Annotated in this window: 16 protein-coding genes; 7 read left to right on the forward strand and 9 right to left on the reverse strand. The window is 72.9% G+C overall.

The window, feature by feature from the left end; all coding sequences use genetic code 11:
• Together MXD60_RS29025 and MXD60_RS22640 are read left to right on the forward strand one after the other, a co-directional pair.
• Nucleotides 1-294, forward strand: a 294-nt coding sequence (locus MXD60_RS29025) for a hypothetical protein (RefSeq protein WP_283098818.1), incomplete at its 5' end; no start/stop codon positions are given.
• Nucleotides 295-296: 2 nt separating this feature from the next.
• On the forward strand, nucleotides 297-1,469 hold the full coding sequence (locus tag MXD60_RS22640; RefSeq protein WP_283098819.1) for an LCP family protein: 1,173 nt from the start codon (nucleotides 297-299) through the stop codon (nucleotides 1,467-1,469).
• A gap of 14 nt (nucleotides 1,470-1,483) precedes the next feature.
• Here the strand turns inward: MXD60_RS22640 and MXD60_RS22645 are convergent, their stop codons facing one another.
• The 4 genes from MXD60_RS22645 to MXD60_RS22660 form a co-directional block, all read right to left on the reverse strand.
• Nucleotides 1,484-2,506, reverse strand: a complete 1,023-nt coding sequence (locus MXD60_RS22645) for a YihY/virulence factor BrkB family protein (RefSeq protein WP_248821353.1) — start codon at nucleotides 2,504-2,506, stop codon at nucleotides 1,484-1,486.
• Between the two features lie 275 nt (nucleotides 2,507-2,781).
• On the reverse strand, nucleotides 2,782-2,982 hold the full coding sequence (locus MXD60_RS22650; protein ID WP_009742431.1) for a DUF7455 domain-containing protein: 201 nt from the start codon (nucleotides 2,980-2,982) through the stop codon (nucleotides 2,782-2,784).
• A gap of 158 nt (nucleotides 2,983-3,140) precedes the next feature.
• Nucleotides 3,141-5,267, reverse strand: a complete 2,127-nt coding sequence (gene sepH, locus MXD60_RS22655) for a septation protein SepH (RefSeq protein WP_248821354.1) — start codon at nucleotides 5,265-5,267, stop codon at nucleotides 3,141-3,143.
• A 246-nt stretch (nucleotides 5,268-5,513) separates the two neighbouring features.
• A complete protein-coding gene (locus MXD60_RS22660; RefSeq protein ID WP_248821355.1) occupies nucleotides 5,514-6,383 on the reverse strand; it encodes an ROK family protein in 870 nt (289 codons plus the stop codon).
• Nucleotides 6,384-6,697: 314 nt separating this feature from the next.
• Here MXD60_RS22660 and moaA point away from each other — a divergent pair, with 314 nt between their 5' ends.
• On the forward strand, nucleotides 6,698-7,684 hold the full coding sequence (gene moaA / locus MXD60_RS22665) for a GTP 3',8-cyclase MoaA (protein ID WP_248821356.1): 987 nt from the start codon (nucleotides 6,698-6,700) through the stop codon (nucleotides 7,682-7,684).
• On the forward strand, nucleotides 7,681-8,277 hold the full coding sequence (mobA, locus tag MXD60_RS22670) for a molybdenum cofactor guanylyltransferase (RefSeq protein ID WP_248821357.1): 597 nt from the start codon (nucleotides 7,681-7,683) through the stop codon (nucleotides 8,275-8,277). The genes moaA and mobA overlap by 4 nt, the downstream gene beginning before the upstream one ends.
• 25 nt (nucleotides 8,278-8,302) lie before the next feature.
• Here the strand turns inward: mobA and MXD60_RS22675 are convergent, their stop codons facing one another.
• On the reverse strand, nucleotides 8,303-8,725 hold the full coding sequence (locus MXD60_RS22675; RefSeq protein ID WP_248821358.1) for a hypothetical protein: 423 nt from the start codon (nucleotides 8,723-8,725) through the stop codon (nucleotides 8,303-8,305).
• Between the two features lie 453 nt (nucleotides 8,726-9,178).
• Here MXD60_RS22675 and MXD60_RS22680 point away from each other — a divergent pair, with 453 nt between their 5' ends.
• A complete protein-coding gene (locus tag MXD60_RS22680; protein WP_518468486.1) occupies nucleotides 9,179-9,913 on the forward strand; it encodes a hypothetical protein in 735 nt (244 codons plus the stop codon).
• An 80-nt stretch (nucleotides 9,914-9,993) separates the two neighbouring features.
• The gene (locus MXD60_RS22685) at nucleotides 9,994-12,471 is read left to right on the forward strand and encodes an AAA family ATPase (RefSeq protein WP_518468492.1); all 2,478 of its coding nucleotides are present in this window, start codon (nucleotides 9,994-9,996) and stop codon (nucleotides 12,469-12,471) included.
• A 27-nt stretch (nucleotides 12,472-12,498) separates the two neighbouring features.
• Here the strand turns inward: MXD60_RS22685 and MXD60_RS22690 are convergent, their stop codons facing one another.
• Complete coding sequence (locus MXD60_RS22690) at nucleotides 12,499-13,932, reverse strand: MFS transporter (protein WP_248821360.1); 1,434 nt, start codon at nucleotides 13,930-13,932, stop codon at nucleotides 12,499-12,501.
• Between the two features lie 231 nt (nucleotides 13,933-14,163).
• On the opposite strand from MXD60_RS22690, the gene MXD60_RS22695 reads away from it, so the two are divergent.
• Nucleotides 14,164-14,637 (forward strand): DUF222 domain-containing protein, encoded by a 474-nt coding sequence (locus MXD60_RS22695; protein ID WP_248821361.1) that lies wholly within the window; start codon nucleotides 14,164-14,166, stop codon nucleotides 14,635-14,637.
• A gap of 77 nt (nucleotides 14,638-14,714) precedes the next feature.
• On the opposite strand, the gene MXD60_RS22700 is transcribed toward MXD60_RS22695, so the two are convergent.
• The 3 genes from MXD60_RS22700 to MXD60_RS22710 form a co-directional block, all read right to left on the reverse strand.
• Nucleotides 14,715-16,118: an acyl-CoA carboxylase subunit beta gene (locus MXD60_RS22700; RefSeq protein WP_248821362.1), complete on the reverse strand. Its 1,404-nt coding sequence runs from the start codon at nucleotides 16,116-16,118 to the stop codon at nucleotides 14,715-14,717.
• 258 nt (nucleotides 16,119-16,376) lie between these two features.
• A complete protein-coding gene (fabF, locus tag MXD60_RS22705; RefSeq protein ID WP_248821363.1) occupies nucleotides 16,377-17,603 on the reverse strand; it encodes a beta-ketoacyl-ACP synthase II in 1,227 nt (408 codons plus the stop codon).
• Nucleotides 17,600-17,845 (reverse strand): acyl carrier protein, encoded by a 246-nt coding sequence (locus tag MXD60_RS22710; RefSeq protein WP_248821364.1) that lies wholly within the window; start codon nucleotides 17,843-17,845, stop codon nucleotides 17,600-17,602. The genes fabF and MXD60_RS22710 overlap by 4 nt, the downstream gene beginning before the upstream one ends.
• Between the last annotated feature and the right edge of the window lie 129 nt (nucleotides 17,846-17,974).

Consider the following 17,974-nt stretch of genomic DNA (forward strand, 5'->3'; position numbering starts at 1 on the left):
ATCCCGGCGCGCGCCAGGATCGCGGCGCTGGGCCGGTGCCCCCGGTCGACCCCGGCGCGCGCAGCGCGGGGCGAGGCCAGAGCCGTCAGCCAGGGCGCTATGACGACCGCCCCGACGGGCGTGATCGCCATGACGACGTGGACGGGTACGCCGGCGCCGATCCATACCGGGATCACCACGTCGCACGGGACCCTCGTCGCGCCGCTGCGGGCGTTCCGCCGACGCGGCCCGATCTTCCCGACCTCGACGAGCCGCCCGCGGCGCCGCGGCGTGGCGGTGCGCGCCGCGGGCTGACCATGATCGCAGCGGCGCTGGCCGCGATCGTGCTGCTGCTCGCCACCACCGGCTGGGCCGTGCTGCGTCACTACGACGGCCGGGTGCGCCACGTGCCGCTGACCTTCTCCTCCGGCGTCGACCGACCGTCGGCGGCGGGTAGCGGAACGCAGAACATCCTGTTGGTCGGGTCGGACTCCCGGTCGGGCACGAACGGTGAGTTCGGCAACGCGGAGGGGCAGCGGTCGGACACGACGATCCTGGCGCACCTCGACGCCAGCGGCTCGACGACGCTGATCTCCTTTCCCCGGGACCTGTGGGTGCGCCTCCCCGCCTACACCGACGCCAAGGGCACCCGGCACGACGCGCAGCGCTCGAAGCTGAACTCGGCCTACTCCTACGGCGGCCCGTCCCTGCTCGTGTCGACGATCGAGGGCCTCACCGGAATCAGGATCAACCACTACGTCCAGATCGACTTCGTCGGTTTCCAGGGCATGACCGACGCCCTGGGCGGCGTCACCGTCTGCATCAAGGAACTACCGCCCGAGCTGAAGGCGCGGGGTTTCGACAACCTGCACGACCACTACTCCGGCTTCTCCGGACAGGTGGGGGAGAACCGGCTCAACGGCGCGCAGGCCCTCGCGTTCGTCCGCCAGCGCTACGGTCTGCCGGAGAGCGACATCGACCGGATCCGCCGCCAGCAGCAGTTCCTGGGGGTCGTGTTCAAGCGGATCGCCTCCTCGGACACCCTGTTCAACCCGTCGAAGCTGATCAACGTGGTGGACGCCGCGACCTCGGCGCTGACCCTCGATGAGGGGACGTCCCTCGGTGATCTGCGCGGCCTGGCGGTGCGCATGCAGTCCATCGGCACCGGCGGGGTCGCCTTCGCCACGGTGCCCGCGGCAGCCGCCACCCGGGCGGGCCAGAGCGTCCTCCTGACGGATCCGGCCCAGCTCGGGGCATTCCTCAAGCCCTTCGGCGGCCGGGTCGGCGAGGAGAGCACGACCGGCGCCCTTCCGGCCAGCCCGGCCGGTGCGCCCGCCCACGCGGTACCCGCCACCTGGTCCGGGTCGGCCTCGGTACAGGCGGCGGCCCTCGCCGCGTCCTCGGCGACCGCGTCCTGGGCGACCGCGACCTCGACTGCGGCGGCTGCCACCCAGGAGGCCGCACCGGCGGGCGTCGGCTGTACCTACTGACCTGACGGCGCCGCCTACTGACCTGACGGCGCCGCGAGACCGGAGGCGGACGTCGGATCCTCGCGCGCGCGGTGGCGTTCGTCCAGCGCGGCGTTGAGCTCGGCGCCGAACAGCACCGCGAGCGCTGTGATGTAGAAGAACAGCAGTGCGGCGACCGGCGAGGCCAGCGAGCCGTAGACCAGCTCGTTGCTGAACACCACCTCAAGGTAGAGCCGCAGCAGGTAGCTGCCCACCAACCAGCACAGCAGCGCCAGCGTCGCCCCCGGCAGCGCGCGCCACCACGCTCGGCGAACTGGAAGCGAAAGGTGGTAGAGCGACGTCAGCATCGTCAGCGCGAGCAGGCCCACCAGCGGCCAGAACAGCAGGGTGAGCAGGCGGTCGACGACCGGATGCCGGTCGGCGTCGAGGATCCGGGAGATGATGCCGGGACCGAGGACGAGCGCCGGCAGGATGATCATTCCGCTGGTCACCTGGGCCAGGAACAGGCCGAGGGCCAGCAGCCGGCTGCGGACCGCCGAGCGCAGATCACGCTGCCCGTAGGCGATGGTGATGGTGTTTACGAACGTGGCCATAGCGGTGGATCCCGTCCACAGCGACAGGATGAAACCGATGGAGATCACGTCCGGGCGGCCGCGGGAGAGGATCTCGTCGACCGTGGGACGGACGGCGTCGTCGACGACGGACTCGGTGAGCAGATCGCCCGCCCCGCGCAGGATGCTGCCGCGGATGGTGCCGAGCGCGTTGTGGCCGATCGCCTCCGCCACATATCCGAGCGCGCCGAGCAGCGACAGCAGCAGCGGGGGGAGGGACAGCAGCTGCCAGAAGCCGGCCTCGGCCGCCAGGCCCAGCACCCGGTGCCGCCAGGCGTTGGCGACGGTGCGTCGGACCAGCCGCACCGGTCCCCGCGGTACGCGCCGACGCTGCCGGTCCAGCTTGCGAAAGGCTGAGCTGCGCCGCACCCGGGCCCGTGCGGTCGCGTTCCGACGACGGGCCTGCGTCACCAGATCGGGGGCGACGCCGACGGCTGCCCGGCGCACCAGCGGAAGCCAGCGACCCCGACCCGGACCGGGCGCCACGGGAGCAGTCGCGTCATTTCCCGTGGCGGCCACGAGCCCACCGTATGGCCTGGTGACGGCCGCGGAGGTCAACGGCACCCGGGCGACCGACCACGCCCCGTAGCCTGATCGGGCGGTCCAGCGTCAGACCGCCGGTGTGCACCGCTACCTGGGATCGGTTCCGACTTCGGTACGGGTAGCGAAAGGGGCACCCCACGGCGTCGTGGCGTGCCCCCGGAAATTACTGAGTGCGATTGTTAGGAGACGCTGAGCTTATCCGTCTCGTCGTGGTACTCGACGGCCATCTCCCGGAGCTTGGAGTCGTGAGACTTGGCGTGATGCCGGCAGAAGAGCAGGTCTCCACCGCCCGGTAGCACCACCCGCACGTATGCCTGGGCACCGCACCGGTCGCAACGATCGAGGTTGGTCAGCGTCGGCTTCGTGGTAGTCCCTGTCACATCTACTCCAACTGTGTTAGGCGGTCAGACGTTCCAACTGACCATGTGACGGTTTACTCACAGCCGGCTCTCGTGGCGTCATTGCATCCAGAGCGGCGTGGTGCCCGCGGCCTGGCGTCGTCCGCGGGTGGGTCACTCCTCGGTCTCATGGGGCCCGATCAGGTCCGTCGAGCGCCGAAGACGATGTCGTCCCATGCTGGCACTGACTTGCGCCCGCGTCGACCGCCTGCGGGACGTTCCCCCCCACGGGTGCCGTTGTTCTGGCGTCCCCGTGACGTAGAGCCTGCATCCGACTGCTCTGCGTTCGCGTCATCGTTGCCGTCCGTTGTGGACTGCTCCTTCTGTGTGGAGCTCGGTCCACTCCCGGCCTCCGCCGTGGCCTGGGAGGGTCGCCGCCTGCCGGTCTCGGCAACGGCCGCCGGTGGCCGCACCTCGGTGGTGGCCGCGGGCGCCGACGGGGCCGTCGCGCGCTCGGCGTCGGAAGTCGAGGGTGGCGTGGATTTCGCTGCCGGAGCGGGATTCTTCGCTGCGGCGGGGGGCCCCGCCGGCCTGCCGGGCGGGGCGCCGGCGGTGCGGCCGGCGCCGTCCGACGCGCCTGTCGGCGCCGATCCGGCGGCCCCGCCCGGCGTGGATGTGGCGGAAATCACACTCGACGGGCTGGCCTGGGCGACGGCCGCACGGGGATTTTCCTCGTTTCGTCCCGCGCTCCGGGCGACCGCCGCCGCTGGAGCCGCTGATGCCGCTGGCGCACCCGGCGCCGGTCGGGCCGCCGGCCCACCGCGCCCGGTGGTGGCCGGCGCGGTGCCGCCCCGGCCCGGTTCGAGGGCGACACGCCGGCCGGTGTTGCGCGGCAGCGAGCTGACTCGGCTCGCGGCCGTGCGCCGCGGCGGCTGCGGATCGGGTCGGCGTGGAGCCGCGGCGCCGACGCCGTCCACGTCCGCAATACCGACCGGGTCGGCGTCGTCCTCGAACTCGGCGGCGTCATCGACGGGCCGGCCGTCATCCACGGCCGGGCCGTCGTGACGGCCGGCGGGGGCGCTCGCGGAGGCAGGGGGGCCGGCGAGGGCAGCAGCCGCCGGCTCGGCGTCGACGGGCGGGTAGGACTCGCCGGGAAGGTCGGCGTACGCCGCGTCCCGCGAGAGCGCGGCGTACTCCCGTCCCGTAGGTGCCGGCGGGTACGCGACGTTGACACGGTCGGCGCCGCTGTGCGCGCTGGGGGCACCGACGGGCGAGCGGAAACCGGCTGCGGCGATGCCGGCCGCGCCGATGCCCGCACCGCCCTCGATCGCACCCCCCGGCAGACCGGCGGCGGTGAACCCGGCGGCCGGCGTGGCCGCGGTCTCGGCCGCGAGCGGGCCACCGTGCGCGGGCGTCGCCTCGACGCTCGGTCGCCGGCCGGCGCCGGGGACCTCGGACTGGACGGAGTCGTCCCACTGCTGGGCGGGAGTCGGCTGCCAGCGCGGGTCCGGGCGGGACGCCGGGTTGCGCAGCGTGGCGGCCGGGCGCTGGGGCTGTCCGTCGCCGCCCGGATGGGCGGCGGGGGCGGGCGCGAAGGCGGCGGGCTGCGGGTAGGCACGCGGGTCGGAGTCGGCGCCGGGCAGGGCCGCGGCGGGCCGGACCGGCATCGCCGGCACGCCCTGGTCGGACACCAGCGTCAGCGCGGGTCCGGCGGTGCGCGGCGGGAGGGCGGCGGGCGGCGCCGGGCTCGGCGCGGGCTGCTCGGCGCCCTCGGGGGCGACGAGCGCGCGCGCCGCGTCGTCGTGCGGGCGGACTCGGCGCACGACCGGATCCCACGTCCACCGTGCGCAGCGGCTCTCCGAGGTGAGCTGGACCAGCCAGATGCCGTCGACGCGACGCCAGGCGTCCCACTGCGCCGCGGCCGGATTGTCCTGGGCGACGACCAGGCGGGCGTCGACGACCTCGCCTAGGGGCCGGCCCGGCACCCCGCCGGGGTCCTTGGGTAGCAGCGCGGCTCGCGCCTCCTGGACGACGCGGGCCCGTTCGGCCAGCACCGGACCCTCGTAGCGTTCGACCCGTTCCACCGGAATACCCGCCGCGCGGGCCACCTCGGCGGCTGTCTCGCCGGCCCGCAGCCTGGCCTGGATCTCCCGCGGCGTCAGCGCGCTCTCGGTACGCACCTCGTTGCGCCGGACCCCGCGCAGGGCAGCCCGGAGTCGATCGTCCACCGGCACGCGGAACTGCTCGCCGTCGGTCCTGCCGGCCGCGTCCGCGAGCACGAGGTAGCCGCCGTCCTCGCTGAGTGCGACCGCCCGCAGCTCACGCATGGCGCCTCCTGTTCTCTCGAAGCCGTCCCGCCGTCCTCGGCCGGTCCCGGGCGCACCCGCTGGGTGCGTCGGTGGACCGGCCTGAGGGCAGGTCGACATGACGCACCCGAACCCGCCTTCGGTACGTGCGTCCCGGTAGGTGACAGCCTGCCATCGATAACGCCGGTCGGGTGGGTGGCGGCAGGCGACACGCGCAGTCTGACCGAGTCGGGCCTGTCCGGTCGGGCCGGCGAAGGCCGGATCGTCCTAGGGCCGCCGGCCGCCGGGCGGGCGGGTCGCCGGGCCGCGGCGCCGTGCGGCCCGGGCTGGCGGGCGCGGCCGGCCCTGGTCGGTCAGGCCGGCCATGGCGGCTCCGATGATGCCCGCCTCGTTCTGCAACTGCGCCGGAACCACGCGGGTACGGACATCGAGCTCGTCGAGGAACCGGTCGGCCTTCTTGCTGACGCCGCCACCGATGATGATCAGATCGGGCCAGAGCAGCGCCTCGAGGGTCCGCAGGTAGCGGGTGACCCGCTTGGCCCACTTCTCCCAGGACAGGTCGTCCCGCTCCCGTGCCGCGTCGGACGCCCTGGTCTCCGCGTCGTGCCCTTGGATCTCCAGGTGGCCCAGCTCGGTGTTCGGGACGAGCTGGCCGTGCAGGAACAGCGCCGTCCCGATGCCCGCGCCGAACGTCGTCATGATCACCAGGCCGCCGGTGTCCCGGCCGGCACCGAAGGCCATCTCGGCGATACCCGCCGCGTCCGCGTCGTTGACCGTTGTGACATCCGCCGCGGCGGGCACCCCGCCGCCCGGGGCTGGCACGGAGGTGGGGGTCACGCCCGCGGCGCCGAGGGCCGCGGACAGCACCGCGACGGCGTCCGTGCCGATCCAGGCCGGGTCGATGTTCGCGGCCGTCATCGCCACGCCGTTCCTGACGACCGCGGGCAGCGCCACCCCGACCGGTCCGGTCCAGCCGAAGTGGCCGACGACCTCGGCCACGGTGCCGGCGACGGCGGCGGGGTCGGCCGGCTGCGGAGTCGGGATGCGGTGCCGAGGCGCGGCCAGTGAACCGTCCTCGACGTTGACCGGAGCGCCTTTGATGCCGGTCCCTCCGACGTCAACCCCGAAGACCTGCATGGTCGAGCCCCTCCCGCGCCGATGTGCCGTCAGCGGGAACGGCGCCGCCGGTCCCGCGCGGCCGGGCGCGCACGGCTCCGTCCGTCGCCGGGCTGGCGATGGCGGGCCGGTTTCCTCGACCGCTGGGAATCAAGTCTCGCAGGCTCGGGCGCCGCCGTGGCGTCCGCCTGCCCGGCGCGGGCCGCGGCGCGGTCGGGACGGACCGCGCAGGCGCGCCCGGCCGGGGTCGATCCGGTGCCCGCGGCTGGCCGCCCGCTGGGCACACCGGTCGGTGTCGGGTCGATCCGTGCAGGTCAGCTGGGTACCCTGAAGGGGTGGACCTCGCCGACACCTTTGGTCGGGTGGCGACCGATCTGCGGGTGTCGTTGACCGACCGCTGCAATCTGCGCTGCACCTACTGCATGCCGGCCGAAGGCCTGCCCTGGCTGCCGTCCGAACGGATGCTGACCGACGGCGAGATCGTCCGGTTGGTCGGGGTCGCGGTCCGGCTGCTCGGCGTCACCGAGATTCGGCTCACCGGCGGCGAGCCCACGCTGCGGCCCGGGCTGGCCGACCTGGTGGGCCGGCTCGCCGCGCTGCGGCCTCGGCCGCAGCTGTCGCTCACCACCAACGGGCTGTCCCTGGCCCGGCTCGCCGCCCGGCTGCGCGCCGCCGGGCTGGACCGGGTCAACGTCTCGCTGGACACCCTCGATCCTGTCCGCTTCGCTCGCATCACCCGCCGTGACCGGCTTGGTGACGTTCTGGCGGGGCTGCGGGCCGCCGCCGCGAGCGGCCTGGCGCCGGTGAAGGTCAACAGCGTGCTCCTGCGCGGGGTCAACGACGATGAGGCGCCGCGCCTGCTGCGCTGGTCCCTTGCCGAGGGTTACGAGCTGCGGTTCATCGAGCAGATGCCACTTGACGCCCAGCACGGCTGGCGGCGCTCGACGATGGTGACGGCGGGGGAGACGCTGGCCGCGCTGCGGGCCGAGTTCACCCTGCGACCGTTGCCAGGCCGGGGCAGCGCGCCCGCGGAGCTGTTCGAGATCGACGGGGGATCCGGCCGGGTGGGCGTGATCGGCTCGGTGTCGGCGCCGTTCTGCGCGGCCTGCGACCGGGTCCGGCTGACCGCCGACGGTCAGGTGCGCAACTGCCTGTTCGCCCGCGAGGAGAGCGATCTGCGCCTTGCGCTGCGGGCCGGCGCCGATGACGAGCGGCTCGCCGACCTGTGGCGCGCCGCGGTGCGCGGCAAGCACGCCGGCCACGGCATCGACGACGTGACCTTCCGCCAGCCCGACCGGCCGATGTCGGCGATCGGCGGATGACGTCCGACTGGAGTGCCGTGATCTGCGCGGGCGGTGCGGCCCGCCGGCTCGGGGGCCGGGACAAGCCCGCGGTCGTCGTCGGCGGGGCCACGCTGCTGGACCGGGTGCTCGCGGCGGCGGCCGGCGCCCGGCAGCGGGTGGTCGTCGGGCCCGTCCGGGACCTCGCGGCGACGCCGGGTGCGCCGGTGCGGTGGCGGCGGGAGGATCCGCCGGGCGGGGGCCCGGTCGCCGCGATCGCCGCCGGATTCGCCGTGGTCGACACCCCGCTCGTCGCTGTGCTCGCCGCCGACCTGCCGTTCCTGACCGATCGGGAGCTGGACCTGCTTCGGGGCGGCGTCGAGCGGCCGGGCCTGGACGTCGCCGTGCTCGTCGATCCGGCCGGCCGGCGGCAGTACCTCGCCGCGATGTGGCGCGCGGACCGGCTGCGCGCCGCGCTGCCCGCGGATCCAACCGGGCGGTCCGTGCGTTCCCTGCTCGCCGGCCGGGCGGTGCGCGAGGTCCCGGCGGGCGAGCTGGCCTGCCTCGACTGCGACGAGCCGGGTGACGTCGAGCGGGCGCTGCGATGGGCCGCCCGGCCGGGCGCGGCGGGCTGATCCCGCCGGCGTCGCGCCCGGCGCGTCAGCCCATCCGGCCGGGCCCCGCCTCGTCCAGGTAGCCCCGCATGTCGATGGCCATGGTGCGCACCGCGTCCTGGTCCGGCTCCTCGTACTGTTCGCCCGGACTGGCTGCCCGGGCATAGCCGAAGGTCAGCCGCGGCAGTACCTGGGTCGGGGTGTCGAGGCCGCCGTCCCACGCCGGTTCGTCGCCGGCGAAGGCGGCCGGGCCCGACGGCAGGTCGGCCGCGCCGGGAGCGGCGGTGACGATCGCCCAGTCGACCACCGCGAACACGAGGATCACGCCCAGCGCGGGCAGGGCCGCGACCGGATTCCACGCGGTGAGACCCACCAGGGCGAAGACCGCGACGACCATCACACCGCCGACGAGGTGGCGGCGAGTGGGACGAAGTGCCGGAACCTTTCGCCCACGCCGATAGTGCGCCATAGCGACAGTGTGCCCCAGTCTGCGGCGCGCTTCGGGCCGGCCTGTGTCCAGATGTGGCCCGGGCCGCGCTGTCCCGGTGTGGGGGCCGCGCCGTGATGCACCATCCGTGGCGGGTCGGCGTGGCGAGGGTCACGGTGCGGACAGGTGGCTGGTCGGGTGACGCCCGGAGCGGGTGAAGGGGCGCGTTGGTGCCGGCGGCCAGGTTCGGCTGATGCCGGTCGGGTAGTGCTCCGGCAGGCATCCGCCGGACGGTCTCGGCGCCTGTTTGCCTGGAAACAAAGGGTGGATGGTGGGCGTCCCCCCGGCCGGCGATCGCGGAGGGTTAAACAGCTCGTCAAATCTGGTGAACGCGGTGCATTTTGGCTGCCTTCTGAGTCACACTTCCCAAGAATGTGAAGGACCATGGCCCGACGCCGCACCATGGGTTCGACCTCGCGAGGCTGGAGGTTTGCCGTGGAGGCTCGACGTCGGACGGTCAGTCCGCGCCGAAAGTCCCTGTCAGGCACGTTGCTTGTGCTCACCGTAGCGACGGTGCTGCTGTCGGTCGGCGGCTGCGGCTCGCCGAGTTACAGATATGTGACAAACAAGAAGGATGGTGTTTTCCTGCGGGTTCCGAACGACTGGAATCACCAGGAGATGCCGGGCCCCGCCCTGTTCGGGATCGACGCGCGAAGCGTCAGTCCCGAGATGTTGCAGGGCCTGATGTCGCGTGAATGGGTCGTCGGTATCGATGCCGCCGCGCGATTTGACGCCACCCAGCTGCTGGTGCCGGATGCGTTGCAGCCAAAGGGATTCGTGCAGGTTCGTCACCTCCTGCCGGAGGAGGCGAACGCGGTGTCGACCAACTCCCTGCGCAACCTCGTGGTGGCCGTCGACGATGCCGAGGCCGACCAGGAGAAGGCGGTCCGGGAGAACCCCTACAGCGCCCGGCTGACGCCGAACTTCCTGCTGCTGGCGGACAGCCCCGTCCGCGACAGGGACGGTGTGCACGGGGTGCACCTCGTCTATCAGGTCCGGACCGACGCCGGTCTGGTCACCATCGACCAGACGAGTCTGCTCGACACCGCGCAGACCGTGCTCTACCAGCTCGTACTCGCATGTTCGTCGCTGTGCTACGCCCAGCACGGGCAGCAGATCGGCGACGTCGCCAAGTCCTTCACGATCGAGCCGACGGACCGAGGGCAGTAGGAATGGGCGTGATGGACCACACGGACCGGACCGCGGACGAACTCGACCCGTCGGCCCGCGTGGCGACGCGGGCGGCCGCGATGCAGCCCGGCGGGAATCCGGCACCGGCCGGTGGTCCCGGGCCGTCCACCGACGCGGCGCAGGCGTCGACGGCTTCGGAGCCCGCCGATCTCGACCGACCGCGGCGGCGGCCGCTGTCGCTGTGGGACCGGGTGAAGTTCCTCCTGCTGCTCGGCGCGGTCTTCCTGTTCGTGGTCGCCGCGGAGGTCTCCGGGGACCCGTTGATGACCTGGAGCGACGCACTTCGTATCGAATCCCGCAAAAGCTCGTGGGTGCTGGTGCTGCTGGGCCTGGAAGTGGCGCGCCAGCTGCACATGTTCGTCGGTGAGCGATGGTCCGCCTACCATGTGTTCTGGACCGATCGGGTGTTCGGCCGCATGGAACGCCGGATGCTTCGGCTCAACGACTGGAACCGTTATCGGCTGAGTCGCACGGCGAAGTGGATCGCGGGCCTGGCGCTCGCCCTGTTCGTGTATGCCCGGCTGTCCCACACCTCGGTGTTTGACGCCCTTGTGAACGTTCCCGGGGACCTCTGGAAGGCCATCCCGGTGGTCCTCCAGATCGTGCTGTTGATGGTGCTCGTCGTCGGCCAGTTCGTGGTGATGTTCTGGTTCCTGTCCAAGGGCGGCGTCGACACGTACTTCCCCGAGGACATCACCACCCGCTTCGCGGACGTCTGGGGTCAGGACCACGTCGTCAGCCGGGTGCAGGAGAACGTCTTCTACCTCGAACGGCCGGAGGAGATCGAGAGCCGTGGCGGCCACGTGCCGGGCGGCATCCTGCTGTGGGGGCCGCCGGGCACCGGCAAGACGCTGCTCGCCGAGGCCGTTGCCGGCGAGACCGGCAAACCGTTCGTCTTCGTCGACCCGGGCGCGTTCTCGGCGATGTTCGTCGGCGTCGGGATCCTCAAGGTGAAGTCGCTGTTCCGCAAGCTGCGCAAGCTCTCCCTGCGGTACGGCGGCGTGATCGTCTTCTTCGACGAGGCGGACACGCTGGGCAGCCGCGGCGCGCTCAACGGCGGGTTCGGCGGCGGTGTCGGCGCGGGGGCGCGGTCCTGGCTCACCAGCCAGAGCGCGCCGGCGTCCCGCGTCACCGCGGCCGGGGCCGGCGGCCCTGGTCGGCTCGGCCGGGAGTTCGGCGGGAGTGAGCCCGGACTGGGCTGCAACGGCACTTCCTATCTCAGCGCCGCGGCCCGCGCGGAGATCGGCCGGGAACAGGCCCGCGAACAGTTCGTCATGGGCGGCGGGGGCGGCGGAGGCGGTGGGTTCGACGGCACCCTGCAGGCCCTGCTGACCGAGATGTCCGGCCTGAAGAAGCCCCGCGGCTTCCTCAACCGGGTGGTCCGCCGTGCGCTGGGCATGCGGCCGAAGCCGCCGCCGAAGTACCGGATCCTGGTGATGATGGCGACCAACATGCCGCAGTCGCTGGACGAGGCGCTGCTGCGGCCCGGCCGCATCGACCGGCAGTACAAGGTCGGCTATCCCAGCAAGGAGGGTCGCATCCGCACCTTCGAGGGATATCTCGCGAAGGTGCAGCACGAGCTGACCCCGGAGCAGATCGACCGGCTCGCCGTCATGAGTCCGGAGGCGACCGGCGCGACGATCAAGGACACCGTGAACGAGGCGCTGGTGCAGGCCGTCAAGGACGGTCGCGAGGTCATCACCTGGCAGGACATTCTGCGCGCCCGGGTGATCAAGGAATACGGCCTTGCCGACGACCACCAGCACATCGACCGGGAGCGGCACAGCATCGCGCTCCACGAGGCGTGCCACGCCGTGGTCGCCTACCGGATGCAGCGCGGCCGGGTGATCGACCTCGCGACGATCGAGCGGCGCGGCGGCGTGGGCGGCTTCGTCGCGCACGTGGCGGTCGAGGACCGCATGTTCATGTGGAAGTCCGAGATCGAGGTCCAGGTCATGGTCTCGCTGGCCTCGCTCGTCGGAGAGCGGATGTTCTTCGAGGGCGACAACACCGTCGGCGTCGGCGGTGACCTGCGCACCGCGACGATCCTCATCGCGAACTACCTGTCGTCCGCGGCCATCGGTGACACCCTGTCGTCGCGGCTGGCCCTGGTCGAGCAGCAGATGGGCACGCTCTCGCTCGACGCCGACCGGCCTTTCGGCGAGCAGGTCGAGGCGAAGCTTCGGGAGCTCTACGAGCGCACCGAAGGAGTGCTGAGCGCGAACCGCCGGGAGGTCCTGGCGCTCACCCACGCGCTGGAGACCCACAAGACGATCACCGGCGAGGATGTCGAGGCCATCATGGAGGGCACCAGCGGGCCCACCGTCGACGGCCGCCGCTACCACGACTCGGACTTCCTGCGGGTGGCCGAGAGCTACCACTCCGAGGCCGTCCGCGAGCATCGCGGTCAGCGGCACGATCTGCACAAACTGCCCGAGCTCGGGCGCGCCGCAGCCAGCAGCCACGCGGAGGCCTCAAGATCGTCCGGTGCCGGTCCGGTCAGCGGAACCGCCGGCCAGGAGGCCGCCGCGGGCTGATCGCCGCGGGCTGATCGGCGCGGTCGATCAGGCTGCCGACGCGGCTTCGCGCCGCAGGGAGGCCAGCGCGTACAGCGCGGCGGCCAGGGCGGCGGCGCCCGCGAGGACCAGTCCGGCGCGGGCGCCGAAGGTCTGCGCGACCCACCCGGCGATCGGTCCACCGAACGGGGTGGTACCGAGGAAGGCGACCGACCACAGGGCCACCACCCGGCCCCGCATCGCCGGATCGGCGGTGAGCTGGACGGTCGCGTTACCGGTGGAGATGAAAGCGACGCTCGTGGCGCCGACCAGCACCAGGGCGGCGACCTCCACCGGCAGGGTGGGCGCGGCGGCGGCGAGCAGCAGCAGCCCGCCGAAGATCCCCGCGATGACCCCGAGCGGTCGGACCCCGATCCGCCGCCGGCGGGCCACGGCCAGTCCACCGACCACCGCACCCGCGCCCATGGCCGCGGTGAGCAGACTGTAGGTCGCCGCGGTGCCGCCGAAGGTCTGCCGGGCCACCAGCGGCAGCACCACCTGGAACTCGTAGGACAGGGCTCCGATGACCACCATCATGATCAGAGGCACGCGCAGCGCCGGCGTCCGCCAGGTGTAGCCGAGCCCGGCGCGCAACTGGCCCGGCGCCCGGTGCACCGGGCGCCGGGCGTGCAGTGCCGAGACGTCCATCCGGCGAAGGGCGATCAGCACCGCGCCGAACGACGCCGCGTTGAACAGGAAGCATCCCGCCGTCCCGATGGCCAGGATGATCACCCCCGCCACCGCCGGGCCGACGATCCGCGCCGCGTTCATCGTCACCGAGTTCAGCGTGATCGCGTTCGGGAGATGGTCGGGGCCGACCATCTCCTGGACGAAGGTCTGGCGGGTCGGGTTGTCGACCGCGTTGCACAGGCCGATGAGCGCGGCCGTCAGCGCCACCATCCACAACCGTGCCACGCCCGTCAGGTCGAGCAGGCCGAGGCCGAGCGCGGCGAGCCCGGAGCAGGTCTGGGTGATCATCAGAAGGTGTCGGCGATTCATCCGGTCGGCGAGGAGTCCGCCGTATGGACCGAACAGCAGCACCGGCAGGAACTGCGCCGCGGTCACCAGGCCGAGCGTGGTACCCGAGGCGCCGAGGGACAGCACGAGCCAGCCCAGCGCGATCGTCTGCATCCAGGTCCCGCACAACGACACGATCTGGCCGCCGAGGAACAGCCGGAAGTTGTGGATCCGCAACGCCGCGAACGTGCCGCCGGACCGCGCGGGAGTCCCTGCGTCGACGGACTGTGCGGCGTCGACGGACTGTGCGGCGTCGACGGTTTGCGCGGCGTCGGTCGTGCTGGTCGCGCCGGTCGCGTCCGCCGCCTTCGTCGCGTCCGCCGCCTTCGTCGCGTCCGCCGCCTTCGTCGCGTCGACCGCTGCCGGGTCGGGCGCCAGCGGGACGGCGGCTGGTGGCCGCCTGGCCATGTCCACCTGCGGGGTCATGCATCCACCTCCACCCGCACAACGCGCGGAGGCAGATCGTTATTTCGCATCAGATAACTATCTCGGCGGCCGGATGGTGACGCGGTTGAGCGGCCGTTTGGTTTTCCGCGGGCAGCGATCTATTATTCGAACACACGTTCGGAACGTGGGTCGTGGTGGGGATCGGCTGGCCGTCGCCGTGCAGGCGTGGCCCGCGGTCCGCCCTGCGGCGCACCGGTGCGGGAGGTGTTGGTGATCGTGATCGATGTCGAGTCGTTGCTGGCCGGGGTCGTCGCGCTCGACGGGCACGAGCTGCCCGACGTCGAGGTCGCGCAGTCGGTCGTCGAGCTGCGCCGCCTGGTCGATGCCACCGACGCGTTGTGGATCCGGCTGCTCGGCGAGTTCGACCGGCGCGAACTCTGGCAGCCCGACGGCGCGCGCTCGGCCGCGGCGTGGCTGCGCCGGGAGTGCCGCCTGGTGCACCCGACGACGGCCACCGCCCTGCTCGTGGCGCGTGCGGCCCGGGCGCTGCCCGCCTCCGGCGCGGCCTTCCGAGCCGGCACGATCAGTTTCGAGCACATGCGTGCGATCGTGCCCGCCGCCGAACCGGCCCGGCGTGAGGTGGCGCTGCGGGCCGATCCGATCTTCGCGCGGGCGGCGCTCTGGATGAACGCGCGGCAGATGAGCAACGTCGTGCGCACCTGGCTGCAGCTGGCGGACGGGTGAGGCCGCCGCCGGCTCGGCCCCAGGGTCAGTGGGGTCCGAGGGCGTCGGGGCGCGTGGTGCGCCTGCCGGGCGCGGCGTTACAGCGGGATGTTGCCGTGCACGTTCTTGTGTGCGCGGGCGTCGGCGAGCGCGCCTGCGAGTGCCGAGGCGATGGCGCCCCGGGTCGCGGCCGGGGTGACGACCGCGTCGACGACTCCCAGCTCCACCGCGCGGTCGATGCCGCCCACCGTGCGGATGTGTTCCTCGGTCAGCTCGGCGAGCACGCTGGGCCGGCGCTGGGCCGGCACCTCGGCGAGCGTGCGTCGGTGCAGGATGCCGACGGCGGCCTCGGCGCCCATCACGGCGATCTGCGCGGTCGGCCAGGCGAACACCGCGGTGGCACCCAGCGACGTGGAGTTCATGGCGATGTAGGCCCCGCCGTACGACTTCCTCGTCACCACCGTCACCCGCGGAACCGAGCACTCCGCGAAGGCGTAGAGCAGCTTCGCGCCGCGGCGGACGACGCCGTCCAGCTCCTGACCGACGCCCGGCAGGTAGCCCGGCGTATCGACGAGGACGACCAGCGGCACGCCGAACGAGTCGCACATCCGCACGAAGCGCGCCGCCTTCTCGGCGGAGGTCGTGTCGAGGCAGCCGCCGCGGCGCAGCGGGTTGTTCGCGACGACCCCCACGGTGCGCCCGCCGAGCCGGCCCAGCGAGGTCACGATGTTCGGCGCCCACTTCGCGTGCAGTTCGACGCCCTCGCCGTCCAGCACCCGGTTGACCAGTGGGCGCACGTCGTAGGCGCGTCGCGGGTTCTCCGGCAGCAGCTCGGCGAGCTCGCGGCTGTCGACCTGGCCTACGTCGCGCTGGTCGGCCAGCAGCTCCGCGAGCGCGCGGGTGCGCTCCATCGCCTCGTCCTCGGAGCCGCACGTCACGTGCGCGACGCCGCTGCGCCTGCCGTGCACCTCGGGACCCCCGAGGCTCGTGGCGGTGCACTCCTCGCCGGTGACGGAACGCACGACGTCCGGGCCGGTCACGAAGACCTTCGCGTCCGGGCCCATGATGACGATGTCGGTCAGCGCCGGGCCGTAGGCCGCGCCACCCGCCGCCGCGCCGAGCACCAGCGAGAGCTGCGGGATGCGGCCGGAGGCCCGCACGGTGGCGGCGAAGATCCGGCCGACGCCGTCGAGGGAGGCAACGCCCTCCTGCAGCCGCGCCCCGCCGGAGTGCCAGATGCCGACGACCGGGCAGCCCAGCCTTACCGCCGACTCGATCGCGTGGACGATGCGGGCGCATCCGTCGCGGCCCATCGCGCCGCCCTGTATGGTCGGGTCGGTCGCGAAAGCGACGACCTCGTTGCCGCCGACGAGCCCCTGACCGGCGATGACTCCGGAGGAGTCGGCGGCGGCGAACAGGGACAGGCTGTCGGGGTCGAAGAACCTGGAAAGCCGAGCCTCGGGCGTGCGCGGGTCGACTCGGTCGAGCGTGGACAGACTCACCGTGCGTCTCCTTGCCTGAACGGCACCGGATCGGATCAGCGGGGGGTCGACGCGCGACCCCCCGGGGGTACGCGCCGGTTTCCGTCGGGTTCGCGGTCCGGCGACCATGGGCACCCGTCGGTGGGACGGGTGCGGCCGTGTCGGCGGGGGGGCGGCCGGCGTCACGGCGATAGATGGACAAGTACGGTCCTGCATTGCGGGTGGCCGGGCCTGGGGGCCCGGAGGCCGTGCCGGGGGACCGAGCTGCCCGGCACGGGATCAGACCGTGAAGGCCAGACAGACGTCGTGGCCGCCGAACCCGAACGAGTTCGACAGGGCAGCGCCCGAGCCGATCTTCCGATTGTCGATGCTCACCACGTCGAGCGCGATCTCGTCGTCGAGCGCGTCGAGGTTGCGAGTCGCCGGGACGATGCGCTCGCGCAGCGCCAGGATGCTGGCAACCGCCTCAAGCGCGCCGGCCGCACCGAGCAGGTGACCGGTCATCGACTTCGTCGCCGTCACGGCGACGGAGTCGACGTGGTCGCCGATCGCGGTGCGCAGCGCCAGCGCTTCGGCCAGGTCGCCGCTCGGCGTCGAGGTGGCGTGCGCGTTGATGTGGATGACGTCGGTCGGCGCCAGCTCCGCGGAGCGCAGCGCGGCGCGCACTGCCCGCGCGGCGCCGGCGCCGGTGGGGTCGGGGGCCGCGATGTGGTAGGCATCCGAGCTGATCCCGGCGCCGGCCAGCACACCGTGGACCCGCGCGCCCCGGGCGGCGGCGTGCTCGGCCGCCTCCAGGACCAGGATCGCCGCACCCTCACCGAGCACGAAGCCGTCCCGGGCCTTGTCGAACGGCCGGGATGCTGTCTGCGGCGTCTCGTTGCGGCGGGACAGCGCCTGCATCTGGGCGAAACCCGCTATCGGCAGCGCCGCGATCGCGGCCTCGGTGCCGCCGGCGATGACGACGTCGGCCCGGCCGGCCCGGATGATGTCCAGGCCGAGAGCAATCGCCTCCGAACCGGACGCGCAGGCGCTGACCGGCGCGTGCACGCCGGCCTTCGCGCCGAACGCCAGGCCCACGGTGCTGGCCGGCCCGTTCGGCATCAGCATGGGCACCACGTGCGGCGACACCCGCCGCGGCCCCTTCTCCCGCAGCACGTCGTGCTGGGAGAGAAGGGTGGTGACCCCGCCGATACCCGAGGCCACGCAGGCCGCGAGACGCTCCTGGTCGACCTCGGGCGAGCCGGCGTCGGCCCATGCCTCCCGCGCGGCGACCAGAGCCATCTGCTGGCTTCGGTCGAGGGTCCGGGCCTCCACCCGGCCCAGCGGCGGCTCCACCGCGAGCGGCGCGGCGATGTGGACCGGAAGTACCTGGATCCAGTCCTCGGTGATCCGCCGGACGCCGGAGCGGCCAGCGAGCAGCCCCTCCCACGTGGAGGCGACATCGCCACCGAGGGGAGTGATTGCCCCGAGGCCGGTGACGACGACCTGCCTAGGGGTCGTGGTCACGCGGCCACACCCGCCCGCTGGATGTACGACACCGCGTCGCCGACGGTCTTGAGCGACTTCACGTCGTCGTCCGGAATCTTGACGGTGAACTTCTCCTCGGCCGCCACCACGACCTCGACCATGGACAGCGAGTCCACGTCCAGGTCGTCGATGAAGGTCTTGTCCGGGGTGACGTCCGCGGGGTCGACACCGGCGACCTCTTCGAGAATGACGGCGAGACCGGCAAGGATGTCCTGGGACATTGCGCTACCTCCTGTGAGAGCTGGACTGGTGGGCGCTGGCGATCAGACGATCGCCGCGGGCACCCGCCAGGATGTCGCTGGTACCTGGGTCAGGGGAGTGGCGGCCGCGGCCGTCGGCTGGCGACGGCA

The organism is Frankia sp. AgB32 (assembly GCF_023243045.1).
Taxonomy (GTDB): Bacteria; Actinomycetota; Actinomycetes; order Frankiales; family Frankiaceae; genus Frankia.